The sequence below is a fragment of the Pseudonocardia thermophila genome (assembly GCF_900142365.1).
GTDB classification, from domain to species: domain Bacteria; phylum Actinomycetota; class Actinomycetes; order Mycobacteriales; family Pseudonocardiaceae; genus Pseudonocardia; species Pseudonocardia thermophila.
On the sequence record NZ_FRAP01000015.1, the window covers coordinates 97,301 to 116,223 of the forward strand.

At 72.6% G+C, this 18,923-nt stretch carries 16 protein-coding genes; 13 read left to right on the plus strand and 3 right to left on the minus strand.

Features of this window, described 5'->3' with window-relative positions:
- Positions 1-27: 27 nt before the first annotated feature.
- The 3 genes from BUE41_RS19340 to BUE41_RS19350 all read left to right on the plus strand — a co-directional run bounded on the left by BUE41_RS19340 (position 28) and on the right by BUE41_RS19350 (position 3,104).
- Positions 28-762, plus strand: coding sequence for an ATP synthase F0 subunit B (locus BUE41_RS19340; RefSeq protein WP_073458549.1), 735 nt, complete (start codon positions 28-30; stop codon positions 760-762).
- 208 nt (positions 763-970) lie between these two features.
- A complete protein-coding gene (locus BUE41_RS19345) occupies positions 971-2,080 on the plus strand; it encodes a MinD/ParA family ATP-binding protein (RefSeq protein ID WP_084755418.1) in 1,110 nt (369 codons plus the stop codon).
- Positions 2,081-2,117: 37 nt separating this feature from the next.
- On the plus strand, positions 2,118-3,104 hold the full coding sequence (locus BUE41_RS19350; RefSeq protein WP_073458551.1) for a MinD/ParA family ATP-binding protein: 987 nt from the start codon (positions 2,118-2,120) through the stop codon (positions 3,102-3,104).
- Positions 3,105-3,233: 129 nt separating this feature from the next.
- On the opposite strand, the gene BUE41_RS30375 is transcribed toward BUE41_RS19350, so the two are convergent.
- A complete protein-coding gene (locus tag BUE41_RS30375; protein WP_073458552.1) occupies positions 3,234-5,402 on the minus strand; it encodes a hypothetical protein in 2,169 nt (722 codons plus the stop codon).
- A gap of 447 nt (positions 5,403-5,849) precedes the next feature.
- On the opposite strand from BUE41_RS30375, the gene BUE41_RS19360 reads away from it, so the two are divergent.
- From BUE41_RS19360 to BUE41_RS19385, 6 genes are all read left to right on the plus strand, one after another.
- Positions 5,850-7,079, plus strand: a complete 1,230-nt coding sequence (locus BUE41_RS19360) for a MinD/ParA family ATP-binding protein (protein WP_200804019.1) — start codon at positions 5,850-5,852, stop codon at positions 7,077-7,079.
- Positions 7,080-7,090: 11 nt separating this feature from the next.
- On the plus strand, positions 7,091-7,477 hold the full coding sequence (locus BUE41_RS19365; RefSeq protein ID WP_143172249.1) for a hypothetical protein: 387 nt from the start codon (positions 7,091-7,093) through the stop codon (positions 7,475-7,477).
- A 25-nt stretch (positions 7,478-7,502) separates the two neighbouring features.
- A complete protein-coding gene (locus BUE41_RS19370) occupies positions 7,503-8,072 on the plus strand; it encodes a YceD family protein (protein ID WP_073458555.1) in 570 nt (189 codons plus the stop codon).
- An 84-nt stretch (positions 8,073-8,156) separates the two neighbouring features.
- Positions 8,157-8,909 (plus strand): ribonuclease III, encoded by a 753-nt coding sequence (gene rnc, locus BUE41_RS19375; RefSeq protein WP_073458556.1) that lies wholly within the window; start codon positions 8,157-8,159, stop codon positions 8,907-8,909.
- Positions 8,910-9,788: a bifunctional DNA-formamidopyrimidine glycosylase/DNA-(apurinic or apyrimidinic site) lyase gene (gene mutM / locus BUE41_RS19380; protein ID WP_073458557.1), complete on the plus strand. Its 879-nt coding sequence runs from the start codon at positions 8,910-8,912 to the stop codon at positions 9,786-9,788. It begins immediately after the preceding gene.
- Positions 9,789-9,959: 171 nt separating this feature from the next.
- Positions 9,960-11,429: a peptide MFS transporter gene (locus tag BUE41_RS19385; RefSeq protein WP_073458558.1), complete on the plus strand. Its 1,470-nt coding sequence runs from the start codon at positions 9,960-9,962 to the stop codon at positions 11,427-11,429.
- 73 nt (positions 11,430-11,502) lie between these two features.
- Here the strand turns inward: BUE41_RS19385 and corA are convergent, their stop codons facing one another.
- The gene (gene corA / locus BUE41_RS19390; RefSeq protein ID WP_073458559.1) at positions 11,503-12,540 is read right to left on the minus strand and encodes a magnesium/cobalt transporter CorA; all 1,038 of its coding nucleotides are present in this window, start codon (positions 12,538-12,540) and stop codon (positions 11,503-11,505) included.
- Positions 12,541-12,818: 278 nt separating this feature from the next.
- On the opposite strand from corA, the gene BUE41_RS30865 reads away from it, so the two are divergent.
- Together BUE41_RS30865 and solA are read left to right on the plus strand one after the other, a co-directional pair.
- Entirely contained in the window at positions 12,819-14,033 is a 1,215-nt protein-coding gene (locus tag BUE41_RS30865; protein ID WP_073458560.1) for an aminotransferase class V-fold PLP-dependent enzyme, read from the plus strand.
- The gene (gene solA, locus BUE41_RS30870; RefSeq protein WP_073458561.1) at positions 14,030-15,127 is read left to right on the plus strand and encodes an N-methyl-L-tryptophan oxidase; all 1,098 of its coding nucleotides are present in this window, start codon (positions 14,030-14,032) and stop codon (positions 15,125-15,127) included. Before BUE41_RS30865 ends, solA begins: the two co-directional genes overlap by 4 nt.
- Before the next feature lie 3 nt (positions 15,128-15,130).
- On the opposite strand, the gene BUE41_RS19405 is transcribed toward solA, so the two are convergent.
- Positions 15,131-15,844, minus strand: coding sequence for a GntR family transcriptional regulator (locus BUE41_RS19405; RefSeq protein WP_073458562.1), 714 nt, complete (start codon positions 15,842-15,844; stop codon positions 15,131-15,133).
- A gap of 159 nt (positions 15,845-16,003) precedes the next feature.
- Here BUE41_RS19405 and BUE41_RS19410 point away from each other — a divergent pair, with 159 nt between their 5' ends.
- Both BUE41_RS19410 and BUE41_RS19415 read left to right on the plus strand, forming a co-directional pair.
- Entirely contained in the window at positions 16,004-17,341 is a 1,338-nt protein-coding gene (locus BUE41_RS19410; RefSeq protein WP_073458563.1) for a Rieske 2Fe-2S domain-containing protein, read from the plus strand.
- Complete coding sequence (locus BUE41_RS19415) at positions 17,334-18,863, plus strand: glutamine synthetase family protein (protein ID WP_084755419.1); 1,530 nt, start codon at positions 17,334-17,336, stop codon at positions 18,861-18,863. The genes BUE41_RS19410 and BUE41_RS19415 overlap by 8 nt, the downstream gene beginning before the upstream one ends.
- The last annotated feature ends 60 nt before the right edge of the window (positions 18,864-18,923 follow it).

Genomic DNA, 18,923 nt, shown 5'->3' on the forward strand with positions numbered 1-18,923 from the left:
GCCGCGGCCCGGTGGGATGATGCGAGCGTGTACCGGGTCTTCGAATCGCTCGACGCTCTCGTCACCGTCGTCGAGGAGGCGCGCGGGGTCCCGATGACGGCCAACTGCGTGGTTCCCCGCGGCGAGGTGCTGGAGCTGCTCGACGACGTCCGCGAGGCCCTGCCCGCCGAGCTCGACGACGCCCAGGACGTGCTGGACCGGCGCGATGAGCTGATCGAGGAGGCCACCCAGGAGGCGGAGCACACCCGCAGCACCGCCCAGGCCGAGGCCGAGGAACTGCGGGCCGATGCGCGCGCCGAGGCGGAGCGGCTGGTCGCGGCGGCGCGCGAAGAGGCCGAGCAGCTGCTGGCGAAGGCCCGGCACGAGGCTGAACGGACCGTCGCCGAGGGCCGCCGCCAGTACCAGGAACTCACCGACCGCGCCCACGCCGAGGCCGAGCGGCTGGTCGAGTCCGGGCGCGCCACCCACGACCGCTTCGTCGCCGAAGGCCAAGCCGAGCAGGCGCGGCTGGTCTCGCAGACCGAGGTGGTGCGCGCCGCCCATGCCGAGGCCAGCCGGATCGTCGACAGCGCCGAGCACGAGGCGGCCCGGCTGCGCCAGGAGTGCGATGCCTACGTCGACACCAAGCTCGCCGAGTTCGAGGAGACGTTGAGTCGGGCGCTGCGCACCGTGTCCCGCGGCCGCAGCCAGCTCTGGTCGGGCGGGCCCGCCGCTGCTCCGGTCAACGGACGCTCCGGGACCGGCATGGATCTGATCGACTGAACTGACCGACTGAACTGGCCGACTGCGCAGTTGATCGATCGGGGTCGCACCTGCGGTTTTTCGGTTATCCTCCGGCTGCGTGGGGGGACGCCGGGTTGAGCCCGATCCAGCGACCTGGTGGGATCGGTACGGACATCGCCTGGAGCCGCGGACGCTCGTCGGCTCCGACGGGCGGCTGCAGAACGAGCAGCAGGGGGGAACGAGCGGCATGCCGGCACCGACGGGTGCGCCGTATCCACCGCAGGGGCAACCACCGCCACCCGGGCCACCACCGCCGTACGGGCCACCACCGCACGGCCCGCTCTTCGCCCCGCAGCCGGGGCCGTACCCGCCGCAGACGACGGGGCAGATCCCACAGCCGCAGACCACGCAGCAGCAGATGCCCCAGCAGTCACCACCCGCTCCGAAGACCGCCGCCGAGCTCTCCGGCGACGCGATCCTGCGCACCCGCTCCGACGAGCCGTCCGGTGGGTGGCGGCGCGCGGTCCTGCGGTTGTCCGGCGGGCTGCTCAACCCCGGCCCCAGCCGCGAGGAGCTGCGCGAACGCGAGGTGCTGCACCGCATCCGCCGCCCGCTGCTGCACTCGCACCGCATCGCGGTCACCTCGATCAAGGGCGGCGTCGGCAAGACCACCGTCTCCACCCTCCTCGGGCTGGTGATGGCCGAGAACCGGGGCGACCGCGTCATCGTCGTCGACGCCAACCCCGACGCCGGCACCCTCGCTGACCGGCTCACCGGCGAGACCACCGTGACCGTGCGGGAGCTGCTGCGCGATCTCGACCGCATCAACAGCTGGACCGAGGTGTCGCGCTACACGAGCCTCGCCGGGCGTCTGCAGGTGCTCGCGTCCGAGCAGGACCCGGCCGCGGGCAACGCGTTCAGCCGCGAGGAGTACGAGGACGTCTGCGCGCTGCTCGACCGCTTCTTCAACGTGATCATCACCGACTCGGGCACCGGGCTGGTGCACTCCGCGATGGAGGGCACGCTCAAGCTCGCCGACAGCCTGATCATCGTCGGCGCCCCGACGGTGGACGGGGCCGGGCGCGCCAGCAAGACCCTCGACTGGCTGTTCGCGCACGGCCACGGCGCGCTGGCCGCGGAGTCGGTCGCGGTGCTGTCCTGCGACCGCACCAGCGACGAAGTCGATCGCGCCCGGATCCGGGACCACTTCCGGGCGCGCTGCCGCGCCGTCGTGGAGATCCCGCACGATCCGCACCTGGCCACCGGGGGTCGGGTGCAGCTCGACCGGCTGCGCCCGGCGACCCGGGCCGCCGCGTACGAGCTCGCGGCGCTCATGGCCGACCAGTTCGTCACCTAGGCGCCCTGACCGGCGCGAGGGGGGGAGTGACGCACGCATGACCCAGCCGACCGCAGTCGCCCGTACCGCCGCGGAGATCACCGAGGACGCCGTCGTGCGGTTCCGCGGCGACCGCCCGCGCCGCGGCTGGCGCGGCGCCGTGTACACGGCCACCCGAGGCTGGGTCAATCCCGGCCCGGGCCCGGCCGAGGCCACCCGCCAGCAGTGGCTGACCCGGATCCGCCGCCCGCTGCGCGGCGTCCACCGGGTCGCGGTCACGTCGATCAAGGGCGGGGTCGGCAAGACCACCGTCGCCGCCGGCCTCGGGCTGGTGCTGGCCGAGAACCGCGGCGACCGGGTCATCGCGGTCGACGCGAACCCGAACGCCGGCACGCTCGCCGACCGGCTCACCGCCGACACCACGGTCACGATGCGGGAGCTGCTGCGCGACGTCGAGCACACCCGCTCGCTGACCGACCTCGCCCACTTCACCAGCCTCGCCGGGCGGCTGCACGTGCTGGCGTCCGAGCAGGACCCGGCGATGAGCGCGCTGCTGCAGCGCGAGGAGTACGAGAAGGTCGTCGCGCTGCTCGCCCGCTACTACAACGTCGTGATCACCGACTCCGGCACCGGGCTGATCCACTCTGCGATGGAGGGCACCCTCGCCACCGCCGACAGCTTGGTCGTCGTCGGCGCCCCCACCGTCGACGGGGCCGCCCGCGCGAGCCTGACCCTCGACTGGCTGGAGGCCGAGGGCTACCGCGAGGCCGCGGCCGACGCGGTCGTCGTGCTCTCGTGCGACCGCAGCAGCAAGGACGTCGACGTCACCCGGGTGCGGGAGCACTTCGCCGCCCGCTGCCGCGCCGTCGTCGAGATCCCGTTCGACCCGCACCTGGCCACCGGTGGGCGGATCGACGTCGAGCGGCTGCGGCGGCGCACCCGGGATGCGTTCCTGGAGCTGGCCGCGCACGTGGCGGACGGGTTCGATCCCGGTCGCGTCCCGTCCGCGCCGGCGGCGTCGGGGGAGGTCCCCGCGCTCGCCTGACCGTCCCTCACCATGCGTGAGGTCGGCTCGGGTGGTGGCGCAACGAACGGCACTTTCGTCAGGAATGCTGCTGACGAAAGTGCCGTTCGCTGCACTCGGGTGGGCTACGGAGTGTGACCCCGCGTGGGGTCAGTCGTCGGCGTCCGAGTTCTTGCCAGAACCCTTGGCACCGCCCTCGGACGAACCCTTCTCGGACTTGCTGGAGCCCTTGTCGCCCCGGTCTGCCTTGCCGGAGCCCTTGCCCTCGTCCGCCTTGCCGCGGTCGCCCCGGTCGGATCCCTTGCCGCCCTTGTCCGCGCCGCCCTTGTCCGCGCCGCCCTTGTCCGCGCCGCCCTTGTCCGCGCCGCCCCGGTCCTTGCCCCTCTTGGACCTGTCGCCCTTGTCCGTGCCGTCCGTGCCGTCCTTGCCGGGCCGGTCCCCTTTCCCCGGCTTGTCGGGGCCCTTCTTGTCCTTGGCGGGACCGCCGTTCCCCTTGCCGGACTCGCCGGACGACTTCTTGCCCTTGTGCTCGCCCTTGCCCTTCGGCTTCTTCTTGCCCGGGTCGGGCTCGTCGGCCTTGTCCTTTCCGGGGCCCTCGTCCTCAGCGCTCTTGCCGCCGGACGACTTGTCCTTCGCGCCCTCGTCCTTCGCGCCTTCGTCCCCTGGGCCCTCGTCGCCGCCCTGTGTGCCCTGCCCGGAGCCGTTGTTCCAGCCGATGCCGGTGCGGTCCTTGTGCTCCTTCTTCCCGACGGGCCGCTTGCCGCCGAGCAAGCCGTCGAGCAGCCCGCCGCGATCCTCGCCGCGGCCGTGGTCCTCGTGCTCGTCGTGGCCCTCGTCGTCGTTGTCGTCCGTGCTGGACCAGCGCTGCCCCTCGTCGTGGCCGTCGTGATCGTCACCGGCGCGGTCCCGGCCCCCGCCGAGCAGGGCGTTGCCGACGCCCGCGACCGCCTCGCCGACGCCGGTGACTGCTCGGCCGAGGCCGGAGGCAGTGCTGGAGACGGTGCTGGAGACGGTGTCGGTGACCGCGCCGACCACCTGGCCGACCGGGCCGCCCTGATCGTCCTGCTCGCTGGTGGAGCTGCCGTCCCGCGCCGGTCCGGGACCGGGGCGGAGGAGCGTGCCGCTGCGGCCGGGGAACGGGCCGGCCGCCGTCGGGGTCTCCCGGCGCTCGTTCTGCCCGCCGGGCCGCGGCGCGGCCGCCGCGACGACGCCGCCCGCGCCACCGCCGTCACCACCACCGGCGTTGCCACCGGAGCCCCCGCCCGGTCTCGAGCTGCTGCCGACGAGCGCCAGGACGGTGTCCACGATCGCGCGGGTGCCGGCGGCGGCGGTGTCGGGGAGCGGGGCGGCCAGCGCCGAGGTGACGTGGGACCGCAGGGTCTCGACGGTCTTGCGGGTGGAGTCGAGGAGCGCCGCGCGGGCCTGCCGCTCCCCGAGGGCGCTGCTGCCGGCGACGGCCGTGGGGCTCGCCGACGCGTGCGGCGCGGACGCGATCGTGCGCTCGATGGCGGCGAGCTGGTTCTCGGCCGCAGCGAGGGTCTTCTCCGCCTCCGGCAGTGCCCGCCAGGCCTCCAGCTGCGCGGCGAGCGTCGCCCGCAGCTGCAGCAGCTCGTCCTTGCGCGCGAGCAGGGCCTGCACCGCCTCAGGGAGGGCGCCGGACGTGGCCAGGTCACTGGCGTACCACGCCTGCTCGACCCGCTCGATCTCCTCCAGCTGCTGGCTGAGCCCGGCCAGCGCGATGCTCGCCCGGGCCGCCCAGTCCCGCCCGTCGTTCTGCGGGCCGGGCAGCGCGGTGGGCTCCGCGGTCTGGACCTGCGGGTCGCTGGCGACGTAGCCGGTGCCCCCGGCGACCAGGCTCGCGATGGCGAGGCTCGCGATCGCGCGGCGGCGCCGCTCGGCCGCGGTGGTCTTGCGCTCGCTGCGCAGCAGCGGTCCCTTCACCGGTCGCAGCACCCGCTCGGGCTGCGCCGCCGCGCCGCGGAACGGGTTGCGCAGCCGCCGGGACGCGCCCGGCAGGACGGGTCGGATCCGGGCGGTCACCGGCTCCGGCGCCACGGGAGCCTCGATCCGCTCGATGCGTTCAGTGGGCGGATCGGTGTCCTTCGACTCGGTCGTGGTGGCCGACTCGGTCGTGGTGGCCGACTCGGTCGTGGTGGCGGCCAGCTCGGCGCGGGCCGCCTGACGCTGCTTGCGGGCTGCGCTCCGGTGGGCCGGACAGCAGTAGCGCCGCGGCGGCCCGCCGGTGTCCGTCTGCTCGATGACGACGTCGCAGCCCGGTAGGGCACACGTCGTCGGTTGGGCGCTGTCGGCATCGCTCATTCGGTGTCCCCCCTAGGACTGCTCGCCCGTTCTGCAGGGGCCACCGGCCGGTCGCGACGCCTGCGCCCGCCCGGATCGACCCCGGCACAACGGTCCGTGGGCGATCCCGGCCGGGAGCCGTCATCGCCCGCCTGTGCCCGCACCGCCGCGACCTGGTTGGACGCCCCCCGGCCTCCGTCGTCCGTCGTTGCGGTGCGTGCACACACCTCAGCGCCGGGATTCTATCGGGTGAATGCCATTTCCGAGCCATGGATTCCGGCCGGCTTCCCCGATGTATTTGTGTCAGAAACAATTTCCGGTGCGGGCGGTCACCGGCGGACCGCGGTAGGTTCGGCGTTCGCGAACCGCCGTTCCCGCGACCGTTGGTGAGTAGGATCACCGCGACCCACGGCCGGTGGCGTAGTGGTGGTGCCGGCCCGCGGTTCCGGCATCGGGGGGAGAGGACACATGCCGAAACGAGCATTCGTGCCGCCGCACCCGGACACGCGGCCCGACGGGCCCGCAGCGGACAGTGTCGATACGAGAGCCGATGCGAGAGCCGATGCGGACACCGAGGACCCCGGGAAGACCGCGGCGGCCCAGGCGACGGCCGCCCCGCCCCGGCAGATCGCCCGGCCCGGACGGCCCGAGGAGCCGACCCGGCAGAACCCGCCGGCGCCACGATCAGCACCACGCGCGGCACCGTCGCCGACACCGCCCCTGTCCCTCGAGAAGCACGCGCAACCACCGTCCGCCGACCCGCGCTCAGCGGACGAGCTCACCGATCTCACGATCGTCAAGCCGCGCTCGGACGCGCCCGCGTCGGGCTGGCGGCGTGCCCTCTACTCGCTGACCGGCGGCGCGATCAACCCCGGCATCGGCCCGGCGGAGCGGCGCCGCCAGGACCTCGTCGCCCGCATCCAGCGGCCGCTGCCGGGCACGCACTTCGTGTCGGTGGTGTCGATGAAGGGCGGTGTCGGCAAGTCGACGGTGGCTGCGCTGCTCGGGCTGATGCTGTCCGAGCACCGCGGCGACCGGGTCGTCGGCATCGACGCGAACCCCGATGCCGGCACGCTCGCCGACCGGCTCACCGGTGAGTCCGAGCTGTCGGTGCGCGACCTGCTGGAGCACCTCGACGACATCCGGGCCCTGCCCGACGTGGCCCGCTACACCAGCCTCATCGGGCGGCTGCAGGTCGTGGCCTCCGCGCAGCGCCCCACGACGCGCACCGAGTTCGACGGCCGCGCGTACGAGCAGGTCACCGGGGTGCTGTCCCGCTACTACGACATCATCATCACCGACTCCGGCACCGGGATGCTGCACTCGGCGATGGCGGCGACGCTGCAGCGGGCCAGCAGCCTCGTCGTCGTCGGCACCCCGACCGTCGACGGTGCGAGCCGGGCCAGCAAGACCCTCGACTGGCTCGTGGCGCACGGGTACGGCGAGGCCGTCGAACGGGCGATCGTGGTGCTGTCGGCCGACCGCTCCAGCGACGAGGTCGACATCAGCCGGTTGCGCGCGCACTTCACCGCCCGCTGCCGCGCCGTCGTGGAGATCCCGCGCGATCCGCACCTGGCCGCGGGCGGTCGCATCGAGGTGAAGCGGCTGCGCCCGGCCACTGCGGACGCCTACCTGGAGCTGGCCGCGCTCATCGCCGACGAGTTCGGCAGCGCGCCGCCGCAGCGGGCCGTCTCGTGAGGTGGCCGGCGGTGGTGCTGCTGACCGGGCTGCTGATCACCGGCTGCACCGCCACCACGGCGGGCACCCCGGAGCCGGCGGGAACCGCGGCGCCCGCACCCCCGGCCGCCGCGGCGCCGGACCCCCCGGGCACCTGCGTCGTCGTGGCGGGTCGAGGCAGCGTCAGCATGCGGGGGAGCGGCCGGGTCAGCACGGTCAACGGCCGCACCTCCCTCACCTGCGGCAGCGGCCCGGCGCTCGCGATCGGCGAGATCGGCGCAGATGGTGTGGCGCTGGAGGTGTCCGGTTCCCGGCTGACGGTCGCGGTCGGTGACCGGGCAACGGTCGGCCCGTACACGGTCGCCGTCGACCAGGTGGCGGACGGGCAGGTCCGGATGCGGGTCAGCCCTCCGCGGTGAGCGGGACGGGCCTACCCTGAGCAGGGTGAGCACGCACCACCCCGTCGCCGACCGCTCGGACCCCGCGAGCCCGTGGGTGTTCGGCACCCGCGAGCTGGGTCGGCGCGCCGGCGCCTCGCGCACCTACGAGCGCACCATCCCCGCTCCCGATCCGCGTTTCGGTCTGGAGACGATCGGCGTGCCGGTCGGCTCGCCCGTCCAGCTCTCCGTCCGCCTCGAGGCGGTCACCGAGGGCGTCTACGTCTCCGGCACCGCGCACGCCAGGCTCGAGGGCGAGTGCGCCCGCTGCCTCGATCCTGTGTTCGACGAGACCACCGTCGTGCTGGGGGAGCTGTTCGCCTACCCCGAGAGCGTCACCGACGAGACCACCGACGCCGACGAGCTGCCGCGGGTCGTCGACGACACCGTGGACCTGGAGCAGACGGTGCGCGACGCGATGGTCACCGAGCTGCCGCTGGCGCCGCTGTGCCGGCCGGACTGCCGCGGGCTGTGCGCCGGCTGCGGGGAGAAGTGGGTCGACCTCGAGCCGGGTCACGGACATGAGACACTGGATCCCCGCTGGGCCGCCCTCAAGGACCGCCTGCACGCCGACTGAGCCGCTTCGACCAGCCAGGAGACGATCGATCGTGCCCCCAGTCCCGACCCGTCCACGCGGAACGTCCTGAGTCGGGGGGATCACGTGGCGGAGCGAGCGCAGCAGGGCCCGGCCGAGGACCGTGGCCCGCTTCTCGAGGCGATCGGTGTCAAGATCGACGACGAGCTGCTCACGATGGCGCTGACCCATCGCTCGTACGCCTACGAGAACGGTGGGCTCCCCACGAACGAGCGACTGGAGTTCCTCGGGGACTCAGTGTTGTCGATCATCGTCACCGAGCGGCTCTACCGTGATCACCCTGATCTGCACGAGGGCCAGCTGGCGAAGTTGCGCGCCAGTGTGGTCAACATGCACGCCCTGGCCGGTGTGGCCGCGGGGCTCGGCAGGGACGGCCTCGGCGCCTTCCTGCTGCTCGGCCGCGGCGAGGAGCTCACCGGCGGCCGGCAGAAGAGCAGCATCCTCGCCGACGCCATGGAGGCATTGATCGGCGCGGTGTACCTGCAGCACGGACTGGAGACCGCCCGCGAGGTGGTGCACCGGCTGTTCGAGGAGCTCCTGCTCGGCGCGCCCCTGCTCGGGGCGGGCCTGGACTGGAAGACCAGCCTGCAGGAGCTCACCGCCGCGGCCGATCTCGGCGTCCCCGAGTACGTGATCGGGGAGAGCGGCCCCGACCACATGAAGGTCTTCACCGCCACCGCGGTCGTCGGCGGGCGCGAGCTCGGCGACGGCGAGGGCCGCACGAAGAAGGAAGCTGAGCAGAAGGCCGCTGAGCTGGCTTACCGCACGTTGAAGGCAGAGGCCGAGGCCGCGGCGGCCGAGGCCGAGTCCGAGGGCTGAGTGCCGGAGCTGCCCGAGGTCGAGGTCGTGCGCCGGGGCCTCGCCGAGCACATCCACGGCCGGACGATCGCCGAGGCGACCGTGGCGCACCCGCGCGCGGTGCGCCGCCACCTCGGGGGCGGGGCCGACTTCGCCGCGCGCCTCGCCGGGCGCACGATCACCGGGGTGTGCCGGCGCGGCAAGTACCTGTGGCTGGAGCTGGACGAGCCCGGTCCCGGCGCCGACGCCGTGCTCGCCCACCTCGGCATGAGCGGGCAGATGCTGATCGCGCCGGAGGACAAGGTGCCCGGCCCGCACCTGCGCGTGCGGGTCCGGTTCGCTAACGACGGCCCGCAGCTGTGGTTCGTCGACCAGCGCACGTTCGGCGGTATGTCGATCCACCCGCTCGCGCCCGCGGCCGGGGGCGGGCTGCTGCCGGAACCGATCGCGCACATCGGCCGGGACCCGATGGACCCCGCTTTCGACCTCGACGCCGCCGTCGCCGGGATCCGCCGCAGGCGCACCGAGATCAAGCGGGCCCTGCTCGACCAGACGATCGTGTCCGGCATCGGCAACATCTACGCCGACGAGGCCCTGTGGCGGGCCCGGCTGCACGGCGCTCGCCCCACCGAGAAGCTCACCCGGGCGCAGGTCCGCACCGTGCTGGAGGCCGCGGCCGAGGTGATGGAGGCGGCACTGGCCGCGGGCGGCACGTCGTTCGACTCGCTGTACGTCAACGTCAACGGGGCATCGGGCTACTTCGATCGCTCCCTCGACGCGTACGGGCGCGAGCACCAGCCGTGTCGCCGCTGCGGGACCCCGATCCGGCGGGAGCCGTTCATGAACCGCAGCTCGTTCAGCTGTCCGCGCTGCCAGCCCCGCCCGCGAACACGACGCTGAGTCACGCGATCGGTGCGGCGAGTTGCCCGTTCCGCCGGCCGAGTTCTGCGTACGGTCCGGCGCGTCAGGCGTTCGGGCCGCCGCGGTGCGCACGTCGTCGGGGTGACGGGGGTGTCGCGACCGGTCCGCACAGGAGTAGACCGGTCCGGTACGGCCAGCGACGGGAGAGCGATGGCGGACACGGGCAAGGCGGGCGCGACGCAGGCGCCGACCCGCACGATCTTCGGGCACCCGATCGGGCTGGCCAACCTGTTCGGGGTCGAGCTGTGGGAGCGGTTCTCGTTCTACGGGATGCTCACGATCCTGGCCTACTACCTGTACTTCTCCCTCGAGGAGGGCGGGCTGGGGCTCCCGCAGGCCACGGCCACCGGCATCGTCGGGGCGTACGGCGGGTTCGTCTACTTCTCGACCGTGCTCGGCGGCTGGCTCGCCGACCGGTTGCTCGGCATGGAGCGCACCGTCTTCTACGGCGGCATCGTCGTGATGGCGGGCCACATCGCGCTGGCGATCCTGCCCGGGCTCGCCGGGGTCGGCGTCGGCCTGGTGCTGGTGGCGCTGGGCAGCGGCGCGCTCAAGGCCAACGCGTCGTCGCTGCTCGGCACCCTCTACGAGAAGGGCGACGTCCGCGCCGACGGCGGGTTCACGCTGTTCTACCTGGGGATCAACCTGGGGGCGTTCATCGGGCCGATCGTGACCGGACTGCTGCAGACGTCGCTCGGCTTCCACGTCGGCTTCGGCGCGGCCGCGGTCGGGATGGCGCTCGGGCTGATCCAGTACGTCGCGTTCCGCAAGAACCTGGGCACGGCCGGCCGGCACCCGACCAACCCGCTGCCGCGGTCGGCCTACCCGAAGGCGATCGCGCTGATCGTGGGGATCATCGCGGTGATCTGCGTCGTGCTGTTCACCGAGCTGATCCCGCTCGCGTCGGTCTCGACGGCCGTCACCGTCGTGCTCCTGCTGGCGTCGATCGGCTACTTCGCGCTGATGCTGCGCAGCCCGCGGGTCGCGGCGGCGGAGCGCACCCGGGTGCGGGCGTTCATCCCGCTGTTCATCGCGAACGCCGCGTTCTGGGCGCTGTTCCAGCAGATCTTCACCACGCTCGCGGTGTACTCCGAGGAGCGCATGGACTGGACGATCTTCGGCTGGACCGCACCGGCCAGCTTCATCGGATCGGAGGAGCCGATCTGGGTGATCCTGCTCTCCGGCGCGTTCGCGGCGCTGTGGACGCGGCTGGGCGACCGGGCTCCGTCCACGCCGCGCAAGTTCTCCTACGGCGTGATCGGCATGGGTGTCGCGTTCCTGCTGTTCCTGCTGTTCGCGGGCAGCACGGGTAACACGGTGCCCGCGATCGCGGTGCTGTTCATCCTCGCCCTCTTCGCCATCTCCGAGCTGCTGCTCTCCCCGATCGGGCTGGCCGTCACCACCAAGCTCGCGCCGGAGGCGTTCCGGGCGCAGATGATGGCGCTCTACTTCTTCTCGGTCGGGATCGGCACCTCGCTCTCCGGGCGGCTCGCAGGGTTCTACTCGCCGCAGGACGAGGTGGCCTACTTCGGCATCAACGGGGCCGTGGTGATCGTCATCGGGTTGATCATGTTCGCCATCGCGCCGTGGATCAGCCGGCACATGGAGGGGGTGCACTGACGGTCCGGGGTGAACGAACGGCACTCTCGTCCACTCAGAGTGGACGAGAGTGCCGTTCGTTGCGTTCGGCGACCTACAGCCACCCCCGCCTCTTGAAGATCACGTACAGCACGGCGCTGGTCACGATCATCAGCCCGACCGCCATCGGGTAACCGAACGGCCACTCCAGCTCCGGCATGTGCGCGAAGTTCATGCCGTAGATGCCCGCGACCAGGCTCGGCGCGAACGCGATCGCCGCCCACGACGACACGCGCTTCATCTGCTCGTTCTGCCGGTAGCCCGCCTCGGTCAGCCGGGCCATCTCCTCGTTCTGCCGCTGCCCGACCAGCGCGGCGTTGACGCTGAGGATGTTGGACAGCAGCTGCCGGAAGCCGTCGATGCGCTCCAGCACCCGGGTCGAGTGGTCGGCGACGTCACGCAGCCGCCGGCCCAGCTCCACGTCGAGGGTGACCTCCTTCTCCTCGACCTGTTCCTGGATGTCCCCGAAGAGGTCCCGCAACGGGGCCACGGCGCGCTGGAACTCGATCACCTCGCGGCTGAGCGTGTAGATGCGCTTCGACACGGCCGAGTCGCCGCCGAACACCTGCGTCTCGATCTCGTCGATGTCGCGCTGCAGGCCGTCCAGCACGGGCACGTAGTCGTCGACGATCCGGTCCATGATCGCGTAGAGGACGGCGTACGGGCCGATCCGCAGCAGCGCGGGATCGCCCTCCAGCCGCTTGCGCACCGCGGCGAGGTCCGGCTCCGCTGCGTGCCGCACGGTGATCACGAAGGACGGCCCGATGAACAGGTGGATCTCGCCGATCGTCACCGACTCGGTGGCGTCGTCGTAGCGGGCGGGCCGCAGCACCACGAACTCGACGTCGCCGTAGCGCTCGATCTTGGGCCGCTGGTGGGCGTGGACCGTGTCCTCGACCGCGAGCGGATGCAGGTCGAACTCGGCGGCGACCGCGGCGATCTCGTCCTTGCCGGGATCGACCAGCCCGATCCAGCAGAACGCGTCGGGAGCGCCCGCCGCGCACTCGCGCAGCCTGGTGAACGTCTGGTCCAGCGATCCGGGCTCCGCCGCACGGCGGCCATCGACGTAGATCGCGTTGTCGATCACCGGCATCCGCCGCACCTCCAGCCTCCGGCCAGATCGTCAGCGTAGCCACGGCGTGGTCCCTGCCCGGGTGTGCCGGACGCCGAGTCCTCGCGTCGAGAACGAACTTGTGGTGATCAACAGGGCGATTCGATCACCACAGCTTCGTTCTCGACGCGGTGTCGAGCGTCACCGTGGACCGGAGCGGGTCAACTGCGGATACACTAGTGTCAAGATTGGATCCATTCTTGCTCAAGTACGGCTGGCGGGGCGCCGCGCCGGCGGACACGACGGGAGGGAGCGCTGGCATGAACCGCGTCTCCGCCGACGGCGTGATCGACGTGGCCGCGGAGCGCCGCCGCACCCTCGGGGCCGCACTCTCGCACCACTTCAACTCCGCCGGCGCCGCCCTACCGTCGTCGGACGTCCTGGCAGCCGTCGTCGACCACCTGCGCCTGGAGGAACTGCTCGGCGGCTACGAGGCGGCCGCCCTCGTCAAGGACGCGACCGAGGCCGCCTACTCCGCCTGCGCGGCGCTCGTCGGGGCGCAGCCCGAGGAGATCGCGCTGTTCGACAGCGCCTCCACTGCGCTGCGGGTGCTGCTCGACGCCGTGCGCCCGGCGCCGGGCACCCGCCTCGTCGCTGCCCGCAGCACGTACGTCAGCCACGCCCTGCACCTGATGACGCTGGTCCGAGAGCGGGGATCGGAGCTGGTGGTCGTGCCGACCGACGACGCGCGGCGGGTCGATCTCGGCGCGCTGACGGACGTCCTCGCCGACGGGCGGCCGTCGATCGTCACGGTCGCCCACGTGCCCACATCGTCCGGGCTGGACGAGCCGGTGGCCGACATCGGTCGCATCGCGCGGGCCGCCGGTGCCACCTACCTGCTGGACGCGACGCAGACGGTCGGGCACCTGCGCGTCGACGTCGACGAGATCGGCTGCGACGCGCTCGTGACGACGGGGCGGAAGTTCCTGCGCGGCCCGCGCGGCACCGCGTTCGCCTACATCCGGCGCTCGTTCGCGGAGCGCCTGCTGCCCACCGCCCCGGACGTGCGCGGGTCGAGGTGGTCGTCCGGCGACGACTGGGAGGTGCTGCCGGGCGCCCGCCGGTTCGAGACGTGGGAGGCGAGCGTGGCGGCCCGGCTAGGGCTCGGCCGGGCCGTCACCGAGGTGCTGGAACGCGGGATCGACGCGACAGCGGCCTTCCTGTGCGGCCTCGCCGGCACGGTGCGGGCCCGGCTGGCCGAGGTCCCCGGCATCGTCCCGGCCGACCCGGCGGACGCCCGGTCGGGGATCGTCACGTTCACCGTCGACGGGGTCCCGGCCGCGGACGTCGTCAGGCGGCTGGCCGAACGGAACGTGCGGGTCGTCGCCGTCCCCGCCGCGCACGGGCAGTGGGACCTGGGCGACCGCGGCATCGCGTCCGTCGTGCGGGCGTCGGTGCACGTCTACAACGACCACGGCGACGTGGACGCGCTGGTGCGCGCCGTCGCCGAGGTGGCGAAGGAGGGTGTGCGGTGAGCGAAACGGACGCCGAGTTCCTGGTGGTCGGCCTCGGCGTGCACGGGAGCGCGGCGGTCGCCGCGCTGGCCCGCCGCGGCAAGGAGGTCGTCGGGCTCGACCGGTTCACGCCGGGACACGGCCGCGGCTCGTCGCACGGCCGCACCCGCATGATCCGCCGCGCGTACCCGAACCCGGTGTGGAACGACTTCGTGAGCCGGGCGTTCGACGGCTGGGCTGAGCTGGAGCAGCTGACCGGCACGACGCTGGTGCACCGCACCGGCGGCCTCTACGCGCACGCGGGTCACGAGCCGCAGCTGCAGGGGCCCGATTGCCGCGTGCTGGACTCCCCGGAGGAGCTGCGCGAGGCCATGCCCGGTTTCGCGGTGCCGGAGGGCTACCGGGCGGTGTACGACCCGGCGGCGGGCGTGATCGAGGCCGAGCGCGCGCTGGGCGCGTTCCGCGCAGTCGCGGCGGAGGAGGGCGCGCAGCTGCGGTGGGGCGTGCAGGTCCACTCGTGGCGCGCCGCGGACGGGGGAGTCGTCGTCGACACCGACGACGGGGTGCTGCGGGCCCGGCGGCTCGTCCTCGCGGGCGGGCCGTGGATGAGCGCGCTCGTGCCGGAGCTGGCGCCGCTGTTGGAGGTGTGGCGCATCCTCACCCTCACCGCTGCGCCGGGGCAGGAGGCCGGGTCCCCGCCGCTGCTCGGCGCGTTCTCCGTCGATCGGCCGGAGGGGCTGGTCTTCGGCATCCCGGACGCGGACGCGAACGGCGTGAAGATCGGGGTGGACGCCGGCCCGGTGTGGGACCCCGAGATCCCGGTCGCGGCGCCCACCGAGGCGGAGGTGGGCGAGCTGCGCCGGCTGCTCGCGATCTACGTGCCGGAGCTGGACACCGAGCCGGTGGAGACCGCGGCGTGCCTGTACACCATGACGGCCGACAAGCGGTTCGTCGTGGGTCCGCTGCGGGGAGCGCCCGAGGTGATCGTCGCGTCGGCCTGCTCGGGGCACGGGTTCAAGTTCGCGCCTGCGCTGGGGGAGCTGCTCGCCGACCTGGCGACGGGGATCGACCGGCCGGACGCCGAGTTCGTCTCGACGCGGCGACGCGGGCTGTGAGGTTCAGCCGCGGAACACGGTGGAGGAGCGCTTCTCGTACCAGCGGGCGAGGTGCTCGCCCGCCTTGATGATGTGCTCGCGCAGCTCTGCGCGGGCCGTCTCGGCGTCGCCTGCGGCGAGGGCGTCGAGGATGCGCTCGTGCTCGCGGAAGTTCTCGTCGCGGTAGCGGCTGTCGGTGAGCAGCAGCTGCGCCGAGACGTTGCGCGGGAACGCCTGGTTGATCTCGTCGATCATGCGGGCGAGCCGCGAGTTGCCGGACAGGTCGGCGATCGTGCTGTGGAACAGGTCGTTCTCGGGCCGCTCGCTGGGCGGGATGTCGTCGAGCCTGCTCTCCTTGGAGGTCCGCTCGTACATCGCCTTGTTCGCCGCGCGCAGCTGTTCGATGTGCTCGGCGGAGATGTTCTCCACCGCGAGGGAGGCGGCCAGCCCCTCCAGCTCGGCGCGCACCTGGTAGGCCTCGCGCACGTCCCACGGCGAGGGCACGCGGACGACGGCGCCGCGGTTGGGGACGACGTCGATCAGGCCCCCGGTCTGCAGCTGGCGCAGCGCCTCGCGCACCGGTGTGCGGCTCACCCCGAACTCGGCGGCCAGCTCGGCCTGGCGCAGCTGGGCGCCGATCGGGTACTCGCCCGACATGATCTTCGTCCGGATCAGGGCGGCGATCGCGTCGACGAGTGCAGGGCCCGTGGCGTGCTCCGGTAGGGCTTCCTGACCCAAGTCGACTCCTCGCGTTCTCGGCCGCCGCGCGGGTGATCACGGTACCAGAGAGGCGTGATTCCGGATGCGTGGTCACATCTCCCGGCCACAATCTTGCCAGATTGGATCCACTCTTGCGATATTAGGATCCACACGGACTCGACAGGTGGGTACGACGCGATGCTGAAGAAGGAAGACAACGAGAAGGTCACCCGCTCGGGGCCGGGGACACCGCTCGGCAACCTGCTGCGCTCGTACTGGCAGCCGGTCGCGCTGGTCTCGGAGATGTCGGACGAGCGCCCCGTCAAGGCGGTGCGCATCATGAGCGAGGACCTGGTCCTGTTCAGGCGCAGCAACGGCTGGGGCCTGGTCAGCCGCTACTGCCCGCACCGCGGCGTGGACCTGTCCTTCGGCCGGCTCGAGGGCGACGGCATCCGCTGCCTCTACCACGGGTGGCTGTTCGACGCCGAGGGCCGCTGCGTCGAGCAGCCGGCGGAGCCGCCGCACAGCCAGTTCCGCCACAAGGTCCGCATCGCGAACTACCCGTGCATCGAGAAGAACGGGATCATCTTCACCTACATGGGTGCGGGTGATCCGCCGCCGCTGCCGAACTGGGACTGCTTCGTCGCGCCGGAGGAGTACACCTTCGCGTTCAAGGGCCTCTGGGAGTGCAACTGGCTGCAGGGGCTCGAGGGCGGCATCGATCCGAGCCACGTGTCGTTCCTGCACCGGTTCCTCAAGGAAGACCCGCGCGAGAAGTACGGCCAGCAGTTCGCCGAGGAGGTCGCCGGCACCGGCAAGACCCTCTCCACGCTGGTCGGCGAGTTCTACCGGCCGGACATCGAGGTCGAGGAGGCCGAGCACGGCCTGCGCGTCTACGCACTGCGCCAGCTCGCCGAGGACGTCAAGCACGTGCGGATCACGAACCTGCTCTTCCCGAACGCGTTCGTCGTGCCGTTCGGCAACACCAAGGTCTTCACGCAGTGGCACGTGCCCGTCGACGACGAGCACCACTACTGGTACATGATCTGGTACGACTTCGCCGAGCCCACCGACAGGGAGACGCTGCTGCGGCAGCGCCTGGAGGGCGTGACGCTGCCGGACTACCGCCCGATCCGCAACCGCAGCAACAACTGGGGCTTCGACCCGCGGGAGCAGAAGGAGCTCACCTACACCGGCATGGGTCTGGACATCAACGTCCACGACCAGTGGGCGGTGGAGAGCATGGGCCCGATCCAGGACCGCACGGTCGAGCGGCTCGGCACGTCCGACCGGGCCATCACCGCCAACCGGCGCCTGCTGCTGCGCGCGATCGACGCGTTCGCCGCGGGCGCGCGGATCCCGGCCCACCCGGTCAGCGAGTCCGAGGCCGCCGCGCTCACCGGGCCCGCGGCCGTCGACCTGATCGCCGAGGCCGGCGACTGGCAGACCGAGTGGCGGGAACGGGAGGCCGAACGCCGCGCGGCGTCGCCGTGGGCGGGCCCGCTGATGCGAAGCGGTGAGACCGTCGATGCGTGAGCGGAACGCGGACGAGCGAGACGTCCGGGAGAACGGCGGTGGGGTGTCGGCCCGGCCGATCCTCGCCGAGGACCGGAACGGGTTCGTCGGGCGGCGCGGGCTCTGGGACGAGGAGCAGTGGGCCGCGGCCGGGCAGATCCGACGGGTGGTCGACGAGCTCGGCATCGAGATGGTGCGGTTCTCGTTCGTCGACCAGCACGGCGTCCTGCGGGGCAAGACGATCTCGCGCGGGGCGCTCGCCGCGGCGATGCGCTCGGGCGTGACCGCGCCGAGCTCGCTGCTGCTCAAGGACACGTCGGGACAGACCGTCTTCCCGGTGTTCAGCTCCGATCCCGAGGTCGGCACCGCGGGGTTCGTCGGCGCAGGCGACATCGTGCTCGTGCCCGACCCGACCACGTTCCGCGTCCTGCCGTGGACGGAGCGGACCGGGTGGCTGCTGTGCGATCTCTACTTCCGCGACGGCTCGCCGGTTCCGTTCTGCACACGGCGGATCCTGCGCAACGAACTGACCGGGCTCGCGGCCAAGGGTTTCGGGATGACCGTCGGCGCGGAGCTGGAGTTCCACGTGTTCCGCTCGCAGGATGCTGAGCTCACCGTCGAGCACGTCGGCGCGCCCGGCCGGCCCGGCGCGGCCAAGCCGGTGGCACCGACCACCCGCGGCGCGCAGCTCCTGCTGGAGGACGGGCTGGACCGGATGCAGCCGCTCGTCGACGAGCTCTACAAGGGGCTCACGCTGCTCGATCTGCCGCTGCGCTCGATCGAGCTGGAGTTCGGGCCGAGTCAGTTCGAGATCACGATGGAGGCTGGACCCGCCCGGCTCATGGCGGACGCGATCGTGCTCTGCCGCTCCGCTGTCCGCCGGATCGCAGCCGGCCTCGGCTACCACGCCACGTTCATGGCGCGTCCGCAGGGCGCCGAGGGCGCATCGACCGGCTGGCACCTGCACCAGTCGCTCACCGACGTGAACACCGGCCGCAACGTGTTCGTCCCCGAGGAGCCGGACGCGGTGCTGTCCCCGACGGCATCGGCGTACCTGGCCGGGCTGCTCGACCACGCCCCGGCGGCTGCGGCGTTCGCCACCCCGACCGTCAACGGGTACAAGCGCTACCAGCCGAACTCGCTGGCCCCCGACCGGGTCGCGTGGGGGATCGACAACAAGGGCGCCATGGTGCGCGCGGTCGGCGGGTCCGGCGACCCCGGCACCCGGCTGGAGAACCGGTTCGGCGAGCCCGCGGCCAACCCGTACCTCTACATCGCCTCGCAGATCATCAGCGGGATCGACGGGATCGACCGGGGGCTCGCCGCCCCGCCGCCGACCACCGATCCGTACCGCACCGAGGCGCCTGCGCTGCCGAGCAACCTCGGTGCCGCGATCGACGCGCTGGCGGCCGACCAGGTGTTCCGCACCGCGCTCGGCGACGTCGTCGTGGACTGGTACGTGCGGCTCAAGCGCGCCGAGTTCGGCCGCTACCTGCGGCACGTCTCCGACTGGGAGCAGCGGGAGTACTTCGACATCTTCTGATCTCGTGCGCGGGCGGGGCCCGCAGGGGTGCGGCCTTCTCCCGGTCCGGCCCCGCTTCGC

Bases quoted from the DNA above. Each gene is read 5' to 3' on its own strand.
- BUE41_RS19345 (WP_084755418.1), top strand. From the start codon at position 971: ATGCCGGCACCGACGGGTGCGCCGTATCCACCGCAGGGGCAACCACCG.
- BUE41_RS19350 (WP_073458551.1), top strand. From the start codon at position 2,118: ATGACCCAGCCGACCGCAGTCGCCCGTACCGCCGCGGAGATCACCGAG.
- BUE41_RS30375 (WP_073458552.1), bottom strand. From the start codon at position 5,402: ATGAGCGATGCCGACAGCGCCCAACCGACGACGTGTGCCCTACCGGGC.
- BUE41_RS19360 (WP_200804019.1), top strand. From the start codon at position 5,850: ATGCCGAAACGAGCATTCGTGCCGCCGCACCCGGACACGCGGCCCGAC.
- BUE41_RS19385 (WP_073458558.1), top strand. From the start codon at position 9,960: ATGGCGGACACGGGCAAGGCGGGCGCGACGCAGGCGCCGACCCGCACG.
- corA (WP_073458559.1), bottom strand. From the start codon at position 12,540: ATGCCGGTGATCGACAACGCGATCTACGTCGATGGCCGCCGTGCGGCG.
- BUE41_RS30865 (WP_073458560.1), top strand. From the start codon at position 12,819: ATGAACCGCGTCTCCGCCGACGGCGTGATCGACGTGGCCGCGGAGCGC.
- BUE41_RS19410 (WP_073458563.1), top strand. From the start codon at position 16,004: ATGCTGAAGAAGGAAGACAACGAGAAGGTCACCCGCTCGGGGCCGGGG.
- BUE41_RS19415 (WP_084755419.1), top strand. From the start codon at position 17,334: ATGCGTGAGCGGAACGCGGACGAGCGAGACGTCCGGGAGAACGGCGGT.